Annotated in this window: 18 protein-coding genes; 11 read left to right on the forward strand and 7 right to left on the reverse strand. The window is 63.4% G+C overall.

The genetic code is table 11. The features are described 5' to 3' along the window. The first annotated feature begins 152 nt into the window (after positions 1 to 152). Positions 153 to 374 (forward strand): OmpA family protein, encoded by a 222-nt coding sequence (locus FGL98_RS27235; protein ID WP_186526285.1) that lies wholly within the window; start codon positions 153 to 155, stop codon positions 372 to 374. A gap of 20 nt (positions 375 to 394) precedes the next feature. On the opposite strand, the gene FGL98_RS20450 is transcribed toward FGL98_RS27235, so the two are convergent. Then, positions 395 to 1,426 (reverse strand): XRE family transcriptional regulator, encoded by a 1,032-nt coding sequence (locus FGL98_RS20450; protein ID WP_146319965.1) that lies wholly within the window; start codon positions 1,424 to 1,426, stop codon positions 395 to 397. A 38-nt stretch (positions 1,427 to 1,464) separates the two neighbouring features. Continuing rightward, entirely contained in the window at positions 1,465 to 2,109 is a 645-nt protein-coding gene (locus tag FGL98_RS20455; protein WP_146319967.1) for a hypothetical protein, read from the reverse strand. A gap of 335 nt (positions 2,110 to 2,444) precedes the next feature. Between FGL98_RS20455 and FGL98_RS25930 the strand changes: the two genes are divergently transcribed. Together FGL98_RS25930 and FGL98_RS20465 are read left to right on the forward strand one after the other, a co-directional pair. Then, positions 2,445 to 3,221 (forward strand): DUF6414 family protein, encoded by a 777-nt coding sequence (locus FGL98_RS25930; RefSeq protein ID WP_222432302.1) that lies wholly within the window; start codon positions 2,445 to 2,447, stop codon positions 3,219 to 3,221. Then, positions 3,211 to 4,350 (forward strand): AAA family ATPase, encoded by a 1,140-nt coding sequence (locus FGL98_RS20465; RefSeq protein ID WP_146319969.1) that lies wholly within the window; start codon positions 3,211 to 3,213, stop codon positions 4,348 to 4,350. Before FGL98_RS25930 ends, FGL98_RS20465 begins: the two co-directional genes overlap by 11 nt. 290 nt (positions 4,351 to 4,640) lie before the next feature. On the opposite strand, the gene FGL98_RS20470 is transcribed toward FGL98_RS20465, so the two are convergent. Both FGL98_RS20470 and FGL98_RS27240 read right to left on the reverse strand, forming a co-directional pair. After that, on the reverse strand, positions 4,641 to 4,970 hold the full coding sequence (locus FGL98_RS20470; RefSeq protein WP_146319971.1) for a hypothetical protein: 330 nt from the start codon (positions 4,968 to 4,970) through the stop codon (positions 4,641 to 4,643). A 333-nt stretch (positions 4,971 to 5,303) separates the two neighbouring features. Next, a complete protein-coding gene (locus tag FGL98_RS27240; protein ID WP_425461014.1) occupies positions 5,304 to 5,747 on the reverse strand; it encodes an ArsR family transcriptional regulator in 444 nt (147 codons plus the stop codon). A 777-nt stretch (positions 5,748 to 6,524) separates the two neighbouring features. Between FGL98_RS27240 and FGL98_RS20480 the strand changes: the two genes are divergently transcribed. Beyond that, positions 6,525 to 7,736: an alkaline phosphatase family protein gene (locus FGL98_RS20480; protein WP_146319975.1), complete on the forward strand. Its 1,212-nt coding sequence runs from the start codon at positions 6,525 to 6,527 to the stop codon at positions 7,734 to 7,736. Between the two features lie 34 nt (positions 7,737 to 7,770). After that, positions 7,771 to 9,915: a hypothetical protein gene (locus FGL98_RS20485; protein ID WP_146319977.1), complete on the forward strand. Its 2,145-nt coding sequence runs from the start codon at positions 7,771 to 7,773 to the stop codon at positions 9,913 to 9,915. A 35-nt stretch (positions 9,916 to 9,950) separates the two neighbouring features. Here FGL98_RS20485 and FGL98_RS20490 read toward each other — a convergent pair whose 3' ends face one another. Next, complete coding sequence (locus FGL98_RS20490; protein WP_146319979.1) at positions 9,951 to 10,547, reverse strand: DUF2249 domain-containing protein; 597 nt, start codon at positions 10,545 to 10,547, stop codon at positions 9,951 to 9,953. Positions 10,548 to 10,707: 160 nt separating this feature from the next. Here FGL98_RS20490 and FGL98_RS20495 point away from each other — a divergent pair, with 160 nt between their 5' ends. Together FGL98_RS20495 and fdxA are read left to right on the forward strand one after the other, a co-directional pair. Next, positions 10,708 to 12,063 carry an FAD-binding oxidoreductase gene (locus FGL98_RS20495; RefSeq protein ID WP_146319981.1) on the forward strand — a complete coding sequence of 452 codons (1,356 nt, stop codon included), beginning with the start codon at positions 10,708 to 10,710 and terminating at the stop codon, positions 12,061 to 12,063. Between the two features lie 54 nt (positions 12,064 to 12,117). Further along, positions 12,118 to 12,468, forward strand: a complete 351-nt coding sequence (gene fdxA / locus FGL98_RS20500) for a ferredoxin (protein ID WP_146319983.1) — start codon at positions 12,118 to 12,120, stop codon at positions 12,466 to 12,468. Between the two features lie 24 nt (positions 12,469 to 12,492). On the opposite strand, the gene FGL98_RS20505 is transcribed toward fdxA, so the two are convergent. Then, positions 12,493 to 13,827 carry a mannitol dehydrogenase family protein gene (locus tag FGL98_RS20505; RefSeq protein WP_222432303.1) on the reverse strand — a complete coding sequence of 445 codons (1,335 nt, stop codon included), beginning with the start codon at positions 13,825 to 13,827 and terminating at the stop codon, positions 12,493 to 12,495. 75 nt (positions 13,828 to 13,902) lie between these two features. Then, positions 13,903 to 15,252 (reverse strand): NADP-specific glutamate dehydrogenase, encoded by a 1,350-nt coding sequence (gene gdhA / locus FGL98_RS20510; protein WP_146319984.1) that lies wholly within the window; start codon positions 15,250 to 15,252, stop codon positions 13,903 to 13,905. A gap of 278 nt (positions 15,253 to 15,530) precedes the next feature. Here gdhA and FGL98_RS20515 point away from each other — a divergent pair, with 278 nt between their 5' ends. From FGL98_RS20515 to FGL98_RS20530, 4 genes are all read left to right on the forward strand, one after another. Next, entirely contained in the window at positions 15,531 to 16,742 is a 1,212-nt protein-coding gene (locus tag FGL98_RS20515; RefSeq protein WP_146319986.1) for an NAD(P)/FAD-dependent oxidoreductase, read from the forward strand. A gap of 21 nt (positions 16,743 to 16,763) precedes the next feature. Then, entirely contained in the window at positions 16,764 to 17,126 is a 363-nt protein-coding gene (locus FGL98_RS20520; RefSeq protein WP_146319988.1) for a DUF488 domain-containing protein, read from the forward strand. 105 nt (positions 17,127 to 17,231) lie between these two features. After that, positions 17,232 to 17,729 (forward strand): NfeD family protein, encoded by a 498-nt coding sequence (locus tag FGL98_RS20525; RefSeq protein ID WP_146319990.1) that lies wholly within the window; start codon positions 17,232 to 17,234, stop codon positions 17,727 to 17,729. Continuing rightward, the gene (locus FGL98_RS20530) at positions 17,702 to 18,514 is read left to right on the forward strand and encodes a slipin family protein (RefSeq protein WP_146319992.1); all 813 of its coding nucleotides are present in this window, start codon (positions 17,702 to 17,704) and stop codon (positions 18,512 to 18,514) included. The genes FGL98_RS20525 and FGL98_RS20530 overlap by 28 nt, the downstream gene beginning before the upstream one ends. Position 18,515: the final 1 nt, after the last annotated feature.

The raw sequence follows: 18,515 nt of genomic DNA on the forward strand, positions 1-18,515 counted from the left end.
TGTGTCAGCAGCTGACCGACACCGAGACGACCTATCCTGGCACGAACCTCAAGATCGTCTACACCGTCAAAGACCAGCCTGACAACTCATGAACGATCCCACCATGTCCAGACCCCTGGGCCCTTGCCAAGGAGTACACAGGCAAGATCACGGTGACTGGCTACACCGATATTGGGAATGACTGGTCGCTGAGCAAGTCGCTCAGCATCAGGCGGGCGGAAGCTGTCTCAAAATGGCTCACGGGACACAGCGTTCAGGGAAGTCGCCTCAACACAAATGGTGCCGGATGGGCGCATGCCGTATACCCGACCCCGGCGACCAACGCGGAGCACAGTGCGAACCGGCGGGTGACTGTCACGATCCGGACGTCGTGATGGACGTACGAGCGTTTGATTCACGCACGTAGTGGCACTAAGTGTTTGACGTAGTCGCGCACCTCATTGGGAAACAGGGCGATCGCTTCGGCCGCATCACGCACGCTGACGCTGGTCCCCCCGCCATACATCACCTTCCGAAGCAACTGTGACGTCTCGGGGACGATGCCGCCTGGCTCAGCGCGGTTGTAGCCACGCTCGTTGAGTGTGATGTATGCGGATCGATGCTGCCAGTCGCTGAGGAGCCCCAACTGGTGGAGCCGGTGGGTCATGGCCTTGGCTGAGACCTTCCAGTAGGAGCGTGCGACAAGGATTCGCTCGATGCTGGCCGCACGCATGGACTGGCTGAGCACGGCGCTGGCGGGCATCAGGAACGATGCCGCGAAAGCGTGAGCTTGTACCTCGCGCTCCTTGGAAGTGGCGGCTTCCATATCGACGTCACTATGTAGCACCAGGTGACCCAATTCATGTGCCAGATCGAAGCGCTGCCGTTCGGCTGTCTTCGAGGTGTTGAGGAAGATGTAGGGCACGTCATCGCGGTAGAAACAGAAGGCGTCAATGTCGATGTAGTCGTGGTTCAGGGAAGCGATTCTCACCCCCTTCGACTCCAGCAGATGCACAAGGTTCCCAATTGGCCGGTCCCCGAGGCTCCAAAGTTGTCGCAGCGTCTCTGCTGCCTCGGCGGGCCCAAGCTTGTCGTAGGTCGGGATGCTCGGTTCCGGCAGCCGGAAGCGTTCCTCGATGGCCGCGTAAAACTCCACCGTCAGGGCAGCTGTCGCCAGCACAGCGTCGCGCCGTCTCGCGCTGGTCTTACTGAGCTTGCGGAAGCTCGCCGCCTCGATCGGTACTGGATCGACAGGGTCGCGCTCGAAGAATGCTGGAGCCACCGCAAGTACCTCCGCCAACTTCCGCACGTTCTCATCGCTTGGCGGCTGGTGACCGTTCTCGTACGAGGTCAGGGAGCGCAGTGAGATGCCGCTCTCCTTGGACAGCCCCGTAAGGGAGAGGCCCTTGCGGAGGCGGGCAAGCCGAAGTCTGGCTGGAGTGAACATTAGGGAGCGATCCGGGTTGAGGGAGCGAAGTTGATGATTCAGCGCGGCTCGATCGGCACGTCGTAGTCGGCATCGTCCTCGGGCGGCTCGAATGCTGACAAGTCCCCATCAATGTCGAGAAACTGTACGGGGATGCGTTCGCGCCACTCGTTGACGCTGCCCCCATCGCTCATCTCCGCCGGCCGCGCAAACTCAAGGTATAGCCCACCGCCATGGCTCGCGCGCTCGTAGATCAGGAGCCACAGCTCGGAAGCTCGAGCTGTGGCGACGACCTCTTCACTCGTCTCGAAGTCTGTGCCCTCGAACAGCGTCGCGAGTGGCTGGGGCGCAGCAAGTGCCTTGCGGGTCGAGGGCCCCTTCCGTCCGGTGCGGGGGACGAGTCGGTTGGTGTGATCGACGTTCTTGGCCGCCGCAATCGTGAAAGAGATAGTCCCGTCCGGGTGGAGAAGACGAGGCTGCTGGTCGACAAGGACGGAACGCCACCCGGACGGCGCGAGCAGTCGACCGAAGTCTTCGATGCCGTCGTGATAGATGTCGGTGCCGGGAGAGGACTTGAGTGCGGTCGATGTTCGGTTGGCTGCTCGCGATGCGCCTCTACGGAGCGCGTTGTGGATCAGCTCCGACGAGAGTCCGAACGCATGCAAGCGGCCGTCGTCGTCGGACTCGGCAGCAGTGACGCTCATGGTAAACCTCCAGGCAGCAGACCAGACCAACTGCGTGAAACAGTACCACAAGTGTGGTCTTGTTATGCGCAGGGCACAAGCTAGGGGTCGTGTCCCTACTGGCGTGGCCAGGAACAAGCTTTGAACGCTGTAGTCATCGGGAGAGGCCAGCGCTGTCGCTATGGTCGCCGTCCCTCACATCTGGCGGCTCCAGACTCAGCTTGCGCAGCAGCCGTCAGACGCGCTGGGCATCATATCCGTCGTTGGGATGTCAGTGTTCCCCGATAGTCTCAGACGAGGTGCCAAGCCGCAACCGTGTTTGCTTCTAGTTGTTATAATAATTGGAGGGAAAACCAATGACACGTGCCAAGAATACATCCAAAGCTAAGCCATCCCTTATTAAAGTCGTCTACTTCGACGAAGAGTCCGCATCGGATTATTTGGATATCTCTGCTGGCGGTAGGGAAGCCTCGACCAGTGAGGAGGTCAAGGAACGTACAAAGAATATGCAGGCAAGGGTCGAGACTAGTGTGGCGGCAAAACTTAGTTGGCTGCCATTCATCGGAGCATCAGCCGAGACTGGCGCGGGAATCGATGTGTCGAGTGCTGGGCGAAGCCTGCTCAACAAGACTTTGTCTAACACCATCTTGACGGACTATCTCGTGCAAGTTGCCAAAGACGATCGAATTGTGCGCATGCAGGACTTGACTATGACCGCACCCACCGACTCCATGGCTTACGCGAAGATGTTCACGCCTTACATGGTTATTGCAAAAACTGAGGATCAGGGTGTTGATTTGGCACGCCTCGATGAAGCTTTGGCTAGCGCAAAGGGCTACTACGAACTTCTCGGCAGCAACAAGAACGGTTCGAAGCGCGTCCTACGTTTCAATATCAAGGCATTTCGAAACAATTACGGCCTCACCGACCTTGGACGGATGCGTCTCGTGTTCCACGGCGTTCTCGTTGGGCAGACCTTAGAGCGTAGTCTCGGCATAGAGGCCGAGATGTCCTCGGAGGTTAAGGATAAGCCGGTGACTGCAACCGAGCTCGTCGACGGCAAGCCATCGGAGAACAAGGACCTCCTGGATGTCTATGACGTGGTCCTTGCTGGGGTTGAGTATGTCGGATGACACGAAGGTAACGATCTACTACGGCCCGCTGTCGTGGTTTGAAGAGCAACTCGGGGATGATGAGCACGAGTACCTGCTCGATATTGTCAATGAGCATGACGAGGCCATGCGTCAGTTCGTCCATGTCGTGCCCGGGCAGGAGTCCGACATAGAACCGGAACCTGCGCAGAGACCTGAACGAGTGGTTGCTGAGTCGAGCGACTACGCCAGCATGCAGGAACACGCGATTATGAACTTCGTAGGACTGATACGCTCCATCAACCCCAAGCATCTTCTGCTACACAATCCGCCCGCCCATATTCACAGTCAACTTGAGCGAGAGTTTGGAACTGGGGTGGAGCGTTATTCGTATCCGGCCGTGACGCGAGACACGCTCATTAAGTTTCGCGACGGTTTCGCGAAGCATCTTGTCGGCCAGGAACGCGTGAAGGACTCACTGTTAGCCGCACTCTACCCACTGACAACTCCACAACGTACAAAGCCCATCGTTCTGATGTTCTATGGTCCGTCTGGTGTCGGAAAAACCGAGACGGCCCAGTTCGTCAATGGCCTCCTTGGCGGCACCCTGCTGCGGAAACAGTTCTCCATGTTCCACAGCGATAAGTTCGCCTCGTATCTGTTTGGTGGGGCGCACTCGGAGTCCTCATTTGCGCATGACCTGCTCGATCGTGAGTCCGGCGTGATCCTGATTGACGAGTTCGATAAGGCGAATACTGTCTTTCACAGCGCGTTCTATCAGCTCTTCGACGGTGGCGAGTTCGAGGATAAGAACTATACGGTCAGAGTCGGACCCTCGCTCATCATCTGCACGTCGAACTACAACTCCGAAAATGAAATCCGTGATGCGCTTGGTGATGCCCTCTATTCCAGATTTGATGCCGTTGTGCCATTCGCCCCGCTGTCGAGGGCCGAGATCTTGAAGGTCATCGAGCGTATCGTCGACGAACGCTTCTCACATCTCGCATCTGACGAGCTAGAGCGACTGAATATTGACGACGTCAAGTTGAGGCTACAACCTCTGGTCAATCAGCCCGGGAATGTGCGCAAAATCGGCAAGCTGATCAACGAGGCGATCTCTTTAATGCTCGTCCGGTCGATACTTGACGAATCCGCGATGCCAGATTTTTAATCGTGTATTGACTATATTTGCAAAGCGTGGTCTACTTAAAAACAGAAAACTAAATAGAGGAATTTGCGCATGTCAGAAAGAGAACGTGGGGTTGATCGGTCCATCTCAATCAATCGGGACGTAGTTGCTGCGGCCGAGGAGCTCGTTCCGCTATTGGCGACAGAAGGTACAGATGATGTCGAGGGCGTCGTGACACATGCTGTATCGGTCCTGCATCAGGCGATTGGATATCAGGTGATCTTGGTAGATCAAAGCGGTCAGGAATATTGTCTTCAGCTGTGGAATGAGTCTTAGTTGTTTTTATCTCGCGATTTGAAGTAATAGCCAACGACAAAACCCATGACCCCGACAAGACTGCCCATCGCGCTCGAGATTGCGACGATCAAGTCTTTGGTGTCAGATACGGTCACCGATTGGTGCGGGCGAAACGCGATATATAGCCCTAGTGGAACTCCGATGTTGATGACTAGCAGGGCAAGGTAGGCGCCCAGTACCCAATATGCGATATGTTGCCGCGCATCCTCCTGGCGGTGCTTAATGGGCTTTCGTGTTGCCGGGATCAGGCCTGCGACGACTGGCCTCGTCGTGTCAGGGCTGGCCACTGTCCCAAACGCCTTCAAGCTCAAACTCCTGGCCCGATCCATCGACCAGGATTAATTTGTACCCGATTGCTTGATGCATGATACTGATTGCACGGATAACTGCTTGCTCACGTGAGTCGATTCGCGCAAACGAAGTACGGAGGTCGTCTACTGCGTCAACGACCGCCTTGGGGCCGATAGTCATCTTGAATCCATGGTCACGTGGCACCATCGGGGCCGTCTCGAGTTCACCTTCGCTTGGTGCCACTGCTACCTCCAGCCTCATGAACGTACCCGCATAAGAGCGGCAACACACGTGACCAATGATGTACGAGAGTCCTATGTTGTGGTAACGGGAGTGTAGCAGCGCAGTCAGATCAGGTCTCGGCCGTGACTATCACGAGTCTGTACGCCTCGAGAGATGAGGTGGGCCCGAACAGTGGCGGCGTCGCAGCCGACCCGCTTACCAACCCTGACCAGTGACAGCCCAGACTCGTACAGCTGGACCATGTGATCAACCTCGGCCCTGCTCGGCGACTGTCTGCGCATAACGACGCCGTTGCGCTTGAGGTGCCGCGAGATGGTGCTCCGGTTGATTTTGAATTGGTCCGCCAGGTCGTAGATCGTGGCACCACGCTCGTAAGCGGTGACGAGTCGATCTAGTTGATCTTGTGTCAAGCGATACGCAGTGTTGGCAGGAGGTCGGCACGATGCACGCTGTTGTGCGGACGATAGGTCGAGTCGGTGGTAGGCGCGCAGTGCTCGGGCCAATAGCGATCCCGACGGAGAGTTCGACACGAGAGCGGTCAGGACCACCAAACGGCAGAGGACCGAGCATGCTTTTTCGCTCGGTCCTCTGCCGTTTATTGAACTCAGGGATTCGGGAGGAACCGGAGCGCAGCGGAGGCGACGGTTCTCCTATGCTTCACCAAATGAGTGAGGACCGGGCATGCTTTTCGCCCGGTCCTCTGTCGTTTATTGAGCAGGTGACCTGTCACGCCAACAGGAGTCGACGCGACGCGCTCGCCTGGTGCCGCGGATTCTGGCGTGGGTCGCGCCTCGACTCCTGTTGGTGGAGGTCACTGCGTGCAGGCTCAACCACGATGAACCACAACGGCATCCGCCCGCCCGACCCCGTGCGTAACGCCCAGCCAATCGAACCGAATCTTTGCGCACCACAGGGCGCCCGAAGGCGGCGCCGCCCTGCTCAAATCTGACGAGCCACTATTGCCCGTTGGGAAAAGCCGCGGTAACGTGCAACGTCTACCGATCACCTGGCAAAATCCTGCCGATGTACCGGCCAATGTGGATTGGCGGTGCCGTGTCATGCACGAGCATGATCGAATCTTGACTCCGCGGTGCGTCCTGAGGCGTCGGCCGCGCGGCTGTCACCCCTAGCGCTGCTCCAGTTCCGCCCGTTCGGCGGCGTTGCCGTCACTACGCCGTATCCCGCTCGCGTCCACCCGCATCCGTCTTGGCGACGGACCCCTGGGCGGCCGTTGAAGCTGACCAGACAACGCCTCCGGCTGTTCTCGTGGTCCCCCAACGTCGCAAGCCCCCGACCTCGTAGCACACCCCAAAGGAGCACCAACGATGAGGCGACACCGTACAGTCTTGATGACCGTGGCCGCAGCGGCGACCGCGGTACTGGCGGTTGGCGCGCTGTCCGCCGCGTCCGGCTATCCGGCGGCGGCCTTGCCGGCGGCGAGCTCGACAGCGTCCGGAGGGTCCGCGTGGCGTGGCGGGGGCAGCCAGCGGTTGGACCACGTGTTCATCATCATGGAGGAGAACCACTCCCAGGACCACACGATCGGTGATATCAATCCGGCCACGGGCAAGCTGAGCATGCCGTTCCTGACCAAGTTGTCCAGCGAGTACGGCCAGGCGACCAACTACTACGGCGTGACGCACACCAGCGAACCGAACTACATCGCGGCGACCAGCGGCAGTATCTGGGACGTGAACAACGACGACGAGTGGTACCCCGACGCCAGTTACAAGTTCGGTGTGAACCATTACGACCACACCAACATCGTCGACGAACTGGACGCGTCCCACATTCCGTGGGCGGCCTACATGCAGGCGATGCCGAAGGCCGGGTACCTGCCGGACAGCTGGCCCACCACGGGCTCTGCGTTGTATGTCACCAAGCACAACCCGTTCATCCTGTACAACGACATCCACGACAATCCGACTGTCGCACGCAATATCCAGCCCTACAGCAACATGGCGAGTGAGCTGAACAGTCGGCACGCTCCGAGGTACGTGTGGATCAGTCCGGATCTGTGCACCGACATGCACCTCGGCGTCTACAACGCAGTGAAGGGGTTTCCCGAAACGCCCTGCCAGTACTCGAATTCGATCAATGACCCGATCGATGAGCACTCCAAGACGGTGGCGGACAACTTCATCAAGCACGCCGTCACGACGATCACGCACAGCCGGGCCTGGACCGGAAACAGCGCAATCTTCATCACCGCCGACGAGACCGACTTCGACGCCGCCAACGGCTTCAACGGGCAGTACCTGTCCACCGCGGGATGCTGTGACTCGCCTTCACTGCCCGCGGGTGACCCGGAGATCAGCGCGAGCTGGCCCGGCGGCCTGTACGGCGGCGGCCTGGTCCCGATGGTGGTGATCAGCCGAAACGGTCCGCGCCACGTCACGGACACGACCGCCTACAACCACTACTCGATGCTGCTGACCATCGAGGAGGGCCTCGGACTGGGCAAGCTGGGCAACACTTCCGACGCCGCCCAGGTCAAACCGATGTGGTCGCTGATCACCGGCGGCCACCGTCGCTGAGTCACCCCCGGGCGACTCTGATCAGGAGGGTTTCATGTCACCGAGAACGATGTCACCCAGAGCATCGGCGCGCCGACTCGCCGGAGTCCTCGTGGCCGCGGCCACTGCATTGAGCGGGCTGGCGGCGTTCGCGCCGGTGGCCAGTGCCACCAGCCCTGCACACCGTTCCGGCGGTTCGGGCTGCCAGTTGGGCAACGGCATCCGGCACGTTGTCGACATCCAGTTCGACAACGTGCATCTGACCCGCGACGACCCCAACGTTCCCAGCGATCTGGAGCAGATGCCTGCGCTGTACGACTTCCTCAAGGACAACGGCGTGGTGATGGCCGACGACCATGACGTGCTGGTACACACCGCAACAAACTTCATCGCCAACCAGACCGGGTTGTACCCGGACCGCACGGCTGTCACCCAGTCGAACTCCTACAACTATTTCGACTCCTCGGGTCAGACACACTCGGGCGGGTCCTTCGGCTACTGGACCGACCCGGTCTCGAGCATCGACACGAACTACAACATGCAGTACACCGCCAACCGCGCAGACGTGCCGAACGCCAGCAATGTCAACGTTCCAGCGCCCTGGGTGCCGTTCACCCGCGCCGGCTGCAATGTGGGTGCGGTCGGCATGGCCAACGAGATGCTGGAAAACACCGGCAGCGACATCACCACCGTCTTCGGCGCGAACTCCCCGCAGGCCGCGGAGGCCAAGGCGGATCCGACCAAGGCGCAGGCGGACTACGTCGGCTTCGGCATCCATTGTGCGAGGACCTCGACCCTCTGCGCCACCGGCGAGAACGACGTGCTGCCCGACGAACCGGGCGGCTATCACGGCTACCAGGCGCTGTTCGGCAACGCCCAGATCCAACCGGTGATCAGCCCGTCCGGCCCGGTCAAGGCGCTCAATGGCAGCCCCATCGCAGACAGCTCCGGCAACCCCGGCTTTCCGGGTTTCGACTCCGAGACCCCCACCAACTCCCTCGGCTACGCCGCGCAGATGCTCGAACACGGCGTGCAGGACGTCAACGTGTACATCTCCGACGCGCACGGCGCACACCCGCCGTTCAGCGGCAACGACCTCGGTCCGGGCTCGCAGACCTACGAGCAGCAACTCGCTGCCTACAACACGGGGTTCGAGCGGTTCTTGGCCCGACTGCACAAGGACAACATCACACCGCAGAACACCGAGTTCGTGGTGACCACCGACGAGGGCGACCACTTCTCCGGCAGCGTGCCGACTCCGGCCGGCTGCACCGGACTGCACGGCAACTACTGCAACTACACGACACGGTCGGAGGTCAACGTCAACCTGGACGGGCTGTTGAGGCTCACGGACAACAACACCACGCCCTTCGCCATCCACTCCGATCCGGCACCGGCGCTGTCGGTACAGGGCCGGCCGGCGCGCACAGACCCGAAGGTGCGCCAACTGGAACGAAACATCGGGCGGCTGACGATCACCAACCCTCTGACCGGGGCGAGGGACAAGGTGGCCTACCAAATGGCCGACCCGGTGGAGGAGAAGATCCTGCACTTCGTCAGTTCGGATCCGGCCCGCACGCCCACGATGACGCTGTTCTCCGGCGAGGACGAGTACATCGGAAGCGGCTCGTGCAACTCTCCGGCCGACTGCGTCTACACCGTGAACGGCTACGCCTGGAACCACGGCGGCAGCTGGCCGGACATGCAAGACATCTGGTCGGCCTACGTCGGCCCCGGCATCTCCGCCCGCGGCGTCGACGACTCAGTGTGGACCGACCAGACGGACATGCGCCCCACCCTGATGGCGCTGACCGGGCTACGGGATGACTACCCGGTGGACGGCCGCGTGCTGGTGGAGATCGCCGCACCGAATGCGCTGCCGCGTTCGCTTCGCGCCCACTACCAAGCCGTAGTGGAACTCGGCCAGGTCTACAAGCAGATCCTCGGCTCCACCGGGCAGTTCGCCGAGGACACGCTGGCCATGTCCACCCGCGGGCTGGAGAGCGGCAACGCCGGCCATGACCTCAGGTACGCGATCACGGAAGCCGCCCTCAATCGGTTGGACGCCCGGCGAGATCGGATCGCCGGCCAGATCAGCAGCCAACTGCTGGGTGCCGCCTTCCACGGCACGCCCGTGAACCAGCGTCGAGCGTCGTCCCTGGTGACACAGGCCAAGCTACTGCTCGCGCTGACTCCGTGACCTGTCGGTGGAGGTCACTGCGGCGGATAGTGGCCTCAGTGGCTCGAGATGTTCAAGGTCAGGCCCTCGTGGCGCTTGCCGACGACGAGGTAGGTGAGGTCCTCGCCCGGCTCGGCGGCGAAAGCCTGTTGTGACCGGCGGGGGAGCCAGGCGAGCGCCCCCGGTGCGAGTTCGACCTCACCGAGCTCGGTGATGATCCGGCCGACGCCACGCAGCACGTGCACCAGCAGGTCGTGGTCCGGGCCTCGATGGGTGTCCTGCGTGGTCCCCGCGGGCACCGTCACGATCGCCGAGTCCAGGTCGCGCTGGGCGGCAGACAGACTCCATACGGCACCGGTCACGTCCGGCTCGGAGAGCGCCTTCGTCGAGGTTGTGTCGCAGGTGACACGGGGCAGTGCGGTCTCGGCGAGCTTGCCGATGCGGACCTTCCACTCCTTGGGCTCCTGCTGCTCGTAGTCCCAGCTGTAGCCTCCCGGGTAGTCGCGGTCGAACTCGTCGTGCAGATGCTTCGGGTCGTGGTTGTTGACCAGGACGAGTGACTCTCCTACGGCAAGCTTCTCGTAGGTGCCGAAGATGGCGGGGTGCTTGTCCGGCTTGCGCAGCGGTCGGACGTCGAGCTCTTGGTCGGGCATGAATGAACCTCTCATTTTTTTCAATGTGCCTTGGCAAAACTCTAGGGCATTCGCCGGTGATCCATTTCTGTGCCGGCCGCGAGGCGCTGGATTTATCTGGCTGATGGCCCATCGCCCGGACAGACTGTCGTGAGGGGGCCAGCCGGAAGGACGAAGCCGCATGACCACAGAGACACGACCACAGTCCACTTCCCTGCGCACCGACCTTGCCGCCGACGTCCGAGGGCGGCTACTCGACGTCGGTGATGCCGGATATGCCGAGGCGGTGACCGGCTTCAACCTGCTGGTTACCCATCGACCCGCTGTCGTGGTGGTGCCCGAACGGGCGGAGGACATTGCTGCGACCGTCCGGATCGCCGCCGAGCACGGCGTACCGGTGGCGGTGCAGGCCACGGGCCACGGAGCCCACGAGGCGGTGATCGAGGGTGTGCTGATCAACACGAGCCGGATGAACGGCGTGTCGATCGACGAGGTGCGCCGCACCGCCACGGTCGGCCCCGGCACGAAGTGGCGTGCGGTGTTCGATCGGGTGCCTTACGGGCTTGGTGGCCTGTGCGGGTCGACGAGCGACGTCGGCGTCGTCGGGTACACCCTCGGTGGAGGGCTGCCCGTGCTCGGCCGGGTCCACGGATTTGCTGCCGACCACGTGCGGTCGATGCAGGTGGTGACCGGGGACGGTGTGCTGCGCACTGTCGATGCGGAGCGCGAGCCCGAGCTGTTCTGGGGATTGCGCGGTGGGGGCGGGTCGCTGGGCATTGTGACGTCAATGACATTCGATCTCGTGCAGGTGGGAGACATTTACGGAGGTGGACTCTTCTTCAGCGGAGTGGATGCGGCCGACGTGTTCGGTGCGTACGCCCGATGGGTGGCAACCGTGCCGGACGACATGTGCAGCTCGATCGCGTTCCTGAGGCTGCCGCCGCTGCCGGAGATACCCGCTCCGTTGCGTGGGACGTTCACCATGCATGTGCGCATCGCGTGGTCCGGGTCGGCCGAGGACGGGGAGCGGTTGGTCGCTCCGCTGCGCGACTGCGCGCCGGTGCTGATGGATTCGGTGCAGATGATGCCGTATGCCGCGCTGGACTCCATCCACCTGGATCCGCCCGTGCCGACCCCGTTCCTCGAGGCCGGTGCCCTTCACCGTGCGTTGACCCCGCAGCTGGCACAGATGCTGCTCACCGAGGCAGGTCCGGGCTCGAACTGCCCGTTCCTGCTCGTCGAGCTGCGACACCTGGGCGGGCGACTCAAGTCCGCGGAACCGGCGAATGCCGTTGGGGGACGGCATGCCGAGTTTCACACGCTGGCGGTGCAGGTGCCGATGGGGCCCACGACGGGCGACGACCCGCTGGCCGGGTTCCGGCGATCGATCGAGCCGTTTACGGATGGCCACTTCGCAAACTTCGAACGCATCGGTGCCGATGACGTCGGGGCGCAGCAGTGCTGGTCCCCTGAGCAGTGCGCGCGGCTGCAACGTGCGCGGGCCGCCTACGACCCGCAGGGTGTGTTGGTCGGCTGAGACGGCCGGTCGGCCAATCTAGTTTTCACAATCGACATTGTGTAAACTAATTGCATGACGTACGTGATCGCCCAGCCCTGTGTTGATGTGATGGACCGGGCCTGCGTCGACGAGTGCCCGGTCGACTGTATCTATGAGGGCGCTCGCACGCTCTATATCCATCCGGACGAATGTGTCGACTGCGGTGCATGCGAACCGGTGTGCCCCGTCGAGGCGATCTACTACGAGGATGATCTGCCCGACGAGTTCATGCCCTACCTGAAGGACAACGAGGCCTTCTTCACCGACGCCCTCCCCGAACGGGACGAACCCCTCGGTTCACCCGGGGGAGCGGCCAAGCTGGGTGCCCTCATGGTCGACACCCCGCTGGTCGCCGGGCTGCCCGTGCAGGTCACCACCTCGTAGGCGGAGCGGTCGGGTCCGCCGGGCTCAGTGCCGGGTGCTGAGGTCGTGGGCAAGGCGATCGACGGTGACCGCGACGAAGGGGTCGTCCATCTCCAGGTACGCCAATACCGTGGCCACGGCGTGTTCGAGCGAACTCGCCCGGACCGTCCGAACCAGCCGGTCGGCACCCTTGTCGTCAACGGGCGCCCCCAATCCTCGCAGGTGGCACACCCACGCGGCGACGATCCGCGCGGCGCCCTCACCGGAGCGCCGCTCAGTTCGCTCGCGACGCAGAGTCTCACTGACCCGCACTGGGACCTTCTGGGAACCATCCATCGCAATCTGCGCCAGCCGGTGAGACATTCGCGGGTTCTCCCACCGGCGAAGCAATGCCTCCCGGTAGGCCGTGATCTCCCCGCCGGGAAGCGTGAGCCCACGGGCGGCCTCGTCCCACCACTGCTCGACCCACCCGCGGCAGAGCGGGTCACCGGCGGCCTGGTCCACGGTCTCGAGTCCGAGGATGCTGCCGGCATAGGCGAGGAGGCTGTGTGCGCCGTTGAGCAGCCAGAGCTTGCGCTGCTCGTAGGGCGTCACATCGTCGACGACTCGGGCACCAGCGCGGGTCCACTCCGGCCGTCCGGCCGGGAACCTCCCTTGCAGAGTCCATTCGGAGAACGGTTCGCTGACCACTACCGCCGGATCCGCCACACCGGTGTCGTGGAGCACCTGCGCGCGGTCCGCCGCGGTCGGCCTCGGCGTGATGCGGTCAACCATGCTGGTCACCCAGGAGACCTCTCGTTCGATCCATCTGGCGAGATCGCCGTCGACCTGCTCCGCGACGGAGGTCACGACGTTGGCGGCGACACGCCCGTTGGACGGAAGGTTGTCGCACGGGACCACGGCCAGAGGTCCGGCGGCTGCAGCACGGCGGGCGGCAAGGCCGGCCACCAGCCTGGCCGGCACCGTGCCTACCGGGGCACGAACATCGCGGCGCAAGGCTCGAATATCCTGCTGCACAGCGGTATTGGTCAGGTCTGTGCCGGTCGACGTGTGTAGGTACGCGGCCTCGGTGACGGTGAGGGTGACCAGGGCCAGGTCGGGTGAGGCGAAGTAGCGCAGCCACGCATCGTGCTCGCCGGCGCCGTGCACCGCCACGACACTGGAGATGACGTCGGCGGTGAGCCGATCGGGATACTTGGTGACCAGGGTGTAGAGGCAGTCCTGGCCGGACATCGCTTCCACGATCTCACCGCGGCCGTCTTCGTGGGAGCGGCCGGCGAAGGCCGCGATACCCCATTCACCTGCGTCATCGACCCGGTCGGTGTACCACGCCTGATGTGCGCGAAAGAAGTTCCCGAGACCGACATGGAGGATGCGCACGGGCGCAGGTGGCCGACCGTCTCCGATGCTGCGAGACAGACGTCGTGGCAACTCGTTCGGCAGCATCGGGTGCGCTTAGATGACCCCGAGTGCGAGCATCGCATCGGCGACGCGGATGAAGCCGGAGATGTTGGCACCGACGATGTAGTTGCCCGGCGCGCCGTACTCATCGGCGGTCTCCGCGCATCGCGCATGAATGCCCTGCATGATCTCGCCCAGACGGGTCTCGGTGTATTCGGCGCTCCAGGAGTCCCGCGAGGCGTTCTGCTGCATCTCGAGACCGCTGGTGGCGACGCCGCCCGCATTGGCGGCCTTACCGGGAGCGAAGAGCACCTTGGCGTCACTGAAGACCTTGACCGCGTCCGGTGTCGTCGGCATGTTGGCACCCTCGGCGACGGCACGGCAGCCGTTCTTGACCAGGGTGACGGCGTGGTCGGCAGCGAGCTCGTTCTGAGTCGCGCAAGGCAGCGCGATATCGCAGGGCACGTCCCAGATCGTCCCGCCGTCAACGTAGGTTGCGCAGTTGCCGCGGGCGGTGGCGTACTCGTGGATCCGTGCTCGGCGAACCTCCTTGACTTCCTTGAGGAGATCGAGGTCGATGCCGGACTCGTCAACCACGTAGCCGCCGGAGTCGGAGCACGCGACCACGGTTCCACCCAGCTGGTGGACCTTCTCGACTGCGTAGATGGCCACGTTGCCCGACCCCGAGACCACGACCCTCTTTCCGTCGAATGAGTCGCCCTGAGCCTTCAGCATCTCGTCGGTGAAGAAGGCCGCGCCGTAGCCGGTTGCCTCCTTGCGCACCTGGGAGCCGCCCCAGGTGAGCCCCTTGCCGGTGAGCACACCCGACTCGTACCGGTTGGTCAGGCGCTTGTACTGCCCGAAGAGATAACCGATCTCGCGTCCGCCGACACCGATGTCGCCGGCGGGCACGTCGGTGTACTCGCCGATGTGCCGGTGCAGCTCGGTCATCATGCTCTGGCAGAACCGCATGATCTCGGCGTCGGAGCAGCCCTTCGGGTCGAAGTCCGAGCCGCCCTTGCCGCCGCCCATCGGGAGCCCGGTCAAGGAGTTCTTGAAGATCTGCTCGAAGCCGAGGAACTTGACGATGCCGAGGTAGACGCTTGGGTGGAACCGCATACCGCCCTTGAACGGCCCGAGCGCGGAGTTGAACTCCACCCGGAACCCGCGGTTGACCTGCACCTGCCCGGCATCATCCACCCACGGGACACGGAAGATGATCTGGCGTTCCGGCTCGCAGAGTCGTCGGAAGACGGCCTCGTCCGCGTACTCCGGGCGCTTGTCGATGACGGGCGCGAGGCTGTCGAGCACCTCATGGACCGCCTGGTGAAACTCTCCCTCACCGGGGTTTCGGTGCAGGACCTCCGCGTAGATGTCGTGCAGCCTGTCGTCCAGGTTCGGCATCGGGCAACCTCCACGCGTCGTCGGGGCGCTCCTCGGGGTCACCGTGACGGGTGACGGGGGAGCGCGGCCAGTCCAGCGGACGGCGGCAGTCGCCGACCACTGTCAGGCTAACGGACACCCGGATCCCGGTGAGATGACAACCATCATTCAGACGAGTTGGGCCGGTTGGCGCGACAGCCCGGCGGAGTCCGGGCGGTGCGTGGCAAGATCGGAAGGGTTCGTTGGCGTCGCCGCGACATGGTCTGCGACGCCGCACCTGCAAGGAGAGGATGCTTCCGATGGCTACAGATCGAGGATGCGTTGTGGTCGGAGCCGGGCTGGCTGCGGCAAATGTTGTACAGACGCTGCGCGAAGGGGGCTTCTCCTCGCCGATCGTGATGGTGGGTGAGGAGATCCATCGTCCGTATGAGCGCCCGGGCCTGTCCAAGGAGTATCTGCAAGGCAGCGCGGAGGCCGGTTCGCTCTATGTGCACGAGGACGGCTGGTATGCCGAGCACGACGTGCAGACCCGCTTTGGCACTCTGGTCAAGGGGCTTTCGACATCCGACCACGAGGTGACGCTGGCCGGCGGCGAGGCCCTGGCCTACGAGCACCTCGTGCTGGCCACCGGCGCCAGCCCGCGAACCCTGCCGATTCCCGGACTGGATGCCCCGGGTGTGCACACCCTCCGCCGGCTGGAGGACAGCACGGCCCTCAAGGCGGTCCTGACCGAGAACGCACGCGTGGTAATCATCGGGGCCGGCTGGATCGGGCTCGAGGTGGCGGCGGCGGCGCGGAAGGCCGGCGGCCGGGTGACGGTGCTCGAGCAGGCGCAGCGGCCTCTGCAACCGGTGCTCGGCGACCGGATGGCCGACTACTTCGCCCGGCTGCACCGAGACCAGGGTGTCGACCTGCGCACCGGCGTGTCCGTGAGCGAGGTCGTCGTGAGCGGGGGCAAGGCAACCGGTGTGCTCGTCGACGGTGAGACGGTCCCGGCGGATGTTGTGGTCGTAGGCGTGGGCGCCGCGCCGAACGTGGAGCTCGCAAGGGCCGCCGGTCTGGAGGTTGAGAACGGCATCCTCACCGACGAACACCTGGTCACCTCGGACCCGGCCGTACTCGCCGTCGGTGACGTCGCCGAGTCCCACAACACGGCGCTTGGTCACCGCATTCGGGTTGAGCACTGGGACAATGCAATTCGCCAGGGTCAGCTCGCCGCGAAGTCGATCCTCGGCAAGGAGGACGTCTACGACTGGCAGCCCTACTTCTTCACCGACCAGTTCGACCTGGGCATGGAGTACGTCGGACATGCGGACGCGAGCGCGGAGGTCGTGGTGCGAGGAGATGAGAGCACCGGTGAGTTCATTGCCTTCTGGCTGGCTGACGGCATTGTGCGTGCCGGGATGAACGTCAATATCTGGGACGTCAACGACGACCTTCGGGCACTGATCGGCCGAAAGGTGGCGGCCGACCGTCTGGCCGATGAGTCGGTTGCGCTCGGTGACCTCTGAGCGCGGAAGGAGAACATCGACATGGCACGGATCAAGGACATCCGGGCGAAGCGCGCCTACGATGACGCCGACCAGGGCGACGGGGTGCGAGTGCTTGTCGACCGGCTGTGGCCGCGCGGGCTGAAGAAGGACGACGCTCGGCTCGACGAGTGGTGCAAGGAGATCGCGCCGTCGCAGGAGCTGCGCAAGTGGTACGGCCACGAGCCGGAGCGCTACGACGAGTTCGTCAAGAAGTATGCCGATGAGCTTCAGGACAAGGAGCACCGTGAGGCGCTCGAGCACCTGCGGCAGATTGGCGACGGCAAGGTCGTGACCCTGCTCAGCGCGACCAAGGACCTCGAGCTGAGCCAGGTGCCCACGATCGTCGCAGCGCTGCGGGAGTGACCATTTGCGTCGGAGGTATCCTGAAGAGAGTTGGAAGAACGCCTCGAGCTCGTTGGGCCTGCCGCTCCATGCGATCCGCTGTTCCAGCCGTAGAAGGTGGTCGACATGGTTGCACTGGGTGCGGTGTTGGTGCTGGTCGGTTTGGGTGTGCTGGTCATTGAGGCACACGTCTCGACCGCCGGCGTCCTGGCTGTCGCCGGCGTGATGGCGGCGGCGGCGGGGGTCGGGGTGATTGTCGCCGGGTCGGGCGCGGCCCTTTTCGTGGCCATTCCCGTCTCGGTGGTGCTGGCGCTCGTCGGACTCGTCGCGATTCTGATGGTGGCGCGCGAGGTCGTCGTCGCCCGCCGTCAGGAGATCCGCACCGGCCCGACCGCGCTGGTCGGCTCGGTGGCGAAGGTGAGCACCTGGTCCGGCGAGGAAGGCCAGGTCGCCACCGACGGTGCCCTTTGGCATGCGCTGCTGGCGTACGGATGGGAGGATCCGCGGCCGAAGCCGGGCGACACGGTCATCGTCGACCAGCTCGAGGGACTGACCGTGTCGGTCCGCCGACCGCACGCCTGGGAGGTGACTCCGGTATGGAAGCCGTCATCGTTGTCGTTGTAGTCGTTGCCGTCATCTGCCTGGCGCTGCTCAGCTCGTCGGTTCGAGTGCTGCGCGAGTACGAACGAGGGGTGGTCTTTCGCCTCGGCCGGCTGGTGGACCTGAAGAAGCCCGGTCTGGTTCTGTTGATCCCGGTCATCGACAAGATGGAACGGGTCGGACTTCGGACCGTCACCCTCAATGTGCCCGCCCAGGACGTGATCACCCGGGACAACGTACCGGTCCGAGTGACCGCGGTCGCCTACTTCCGCGTCATCGACGCCAACCGCGCGATCGTCGAGATCGAGAACTTCCTCGCGGCCACCACCCAGATTGCTCAGACATCGCTGCGGGCCGTCCTCGGCAAGGCCGAGCTCGACACCCTCCTGTCCGAGCGCGAGCGCCTCAACGAGGACCTGCAGAAGGTCATCGATCAGCAGACCGAACCGTGGGGCGTGAAGGTGTCGATCGTCGAGATCAAGGACGTCGACGTCCCCGAGAACATGCAGCGGGCGATCGCCCGGCAGGCCGAGGCCGAACGCGAACGCCGCGCGAAGGTGATCAACGCCGAGGGCGAGTTCCAGGCATCGGCGAAGCTGGCCGACGCCGCCGACGTGATGAGTCGGAACCCGACCACGTTGCAGCTGCGCTACCTGCAGACCCTCATGGAGATCGGCGGCACCAGCAAGTCCTCCGTCGTCATCCCGTTGCCGATCGACCTGATTCGGCCGCTGCTGGACCACGCCGCGACCCCGGCCCAGGACTCGACTGCGGACCACCCCGCGCTGTCGGGAGAAGACCCGCAGTAGC

The sequence above is a fragment of the Leekyejoonella antrihumi genome (assembly GCF_007845645.1).
Taxonomy (GTDB): domain Bacteria; phylum Actinomycetota; class Actinomycetes; order Actinomycetales; family Dermatophilaceae; genus Leekyejoonella; species Leekyejoonella antrihumi.

Excerpts from the sequence above, each read along its gene's own strand:
- gdhA (WP_146319984.1), bottom strand. The coding sequence starts at position 15,252 with ATGCCGAACCTGGACGACAGGCTGCACGACATCTACGCGGAGGTCCTG.
- fdxA (WP_146319983.1), top strand. The coding sequence starts at position 12,118 with ATGACGTACGTGATCGCCCAGCCCTGTGTTGATGTGATGGACCGGGCC.
- FGL98_RS20485 (WP_146319977.1), top strand. The coding sequence starts at position 7,771 with ATGTCACCGAGAACGATGTCACCCAGAGCATCGGCGCGCCGACTCGCC.
- FGL98_RS20525 (WP_146319990.1), top strand. The coding sequence starts at position 17,232 with ATGGTTGCACTGGGTGCGGTGTTGGTGCTGGTCGGTTTGGGTGTGCTG.
- FGL98_RS20455 (WP_146319967.1), bottom strand. The coding sequence starts at position 2,109 with ATGAGCGTCACTGCTGCCGAGTCCGACGACGACGGCCGCTTGCATGCG.
- FGL98_RS20495 (WP_146319981.1), top strand. The coding sequence starts at position 10,708 with ATGACCACAGAGACACGACCACAGTCCACTTCCCTGCGCACCGACCTT.
- FGL98_RS20515 (WP_146319986.1), top strand. The coding sequence starts at position 15,531 with ATGGCTACAGATCGAGGATGCGTTGTGGTCGGAGCCGGGCTGGCTGCG.
- FGL98_RS20450 (WP_146319965.1), bottom strand. The coding sequence starts at position 1,426 with ATGTTCACTCCAGCCAGACTTCGGCTTGCCCGCCTCCGCAAGGGCCTC.
- FGL98_RS20465 (WP_146319969.1), top strand. The coding sequence starts at position 3,211 with ATGTCGGATGACACGAAGGTAACGATCTACTACGGCCCGCTGTCGTGG.
- FGL98_RS20490 (WP_146319979.1), bottom strand. The coding sequence starts at position 10,547 with ATGCCCGACCAAGAGCTCGACGTCCGACCGCTGCGCAAGCCGGACAAG.
- FGL98_RS20480 (WP_146319975.1), top strand. The coding sequence starts at position 6,525 with ATGAGGCGACACCGTACAGTCTTGATGACCGTGGCCGCAGCGGCGACC.
- FGL98_RS25930 (WP_222432302.1), top strand. The coding sequence starts at position 2,445 with ATGACACGTGCCAAGAATACATCCAAAGCTAAGCCATCCCTTATTAAA.
- FGL98_RS20530 (WP_146319992.1), top strand. The coding sequence starts at position 17,702 with ATGGAAGCCGTCATCGTTGTCGTTGTAGTCGTTGCCGTCATCTGCCTG.
- FGL98_RS20520 (WP_146319988.1), top strand. The coding sequence starts at position 16,764 with ATGGCACGGATCAAGGACATCCGGGCGAAGCGCGCCTACGATGACGCC.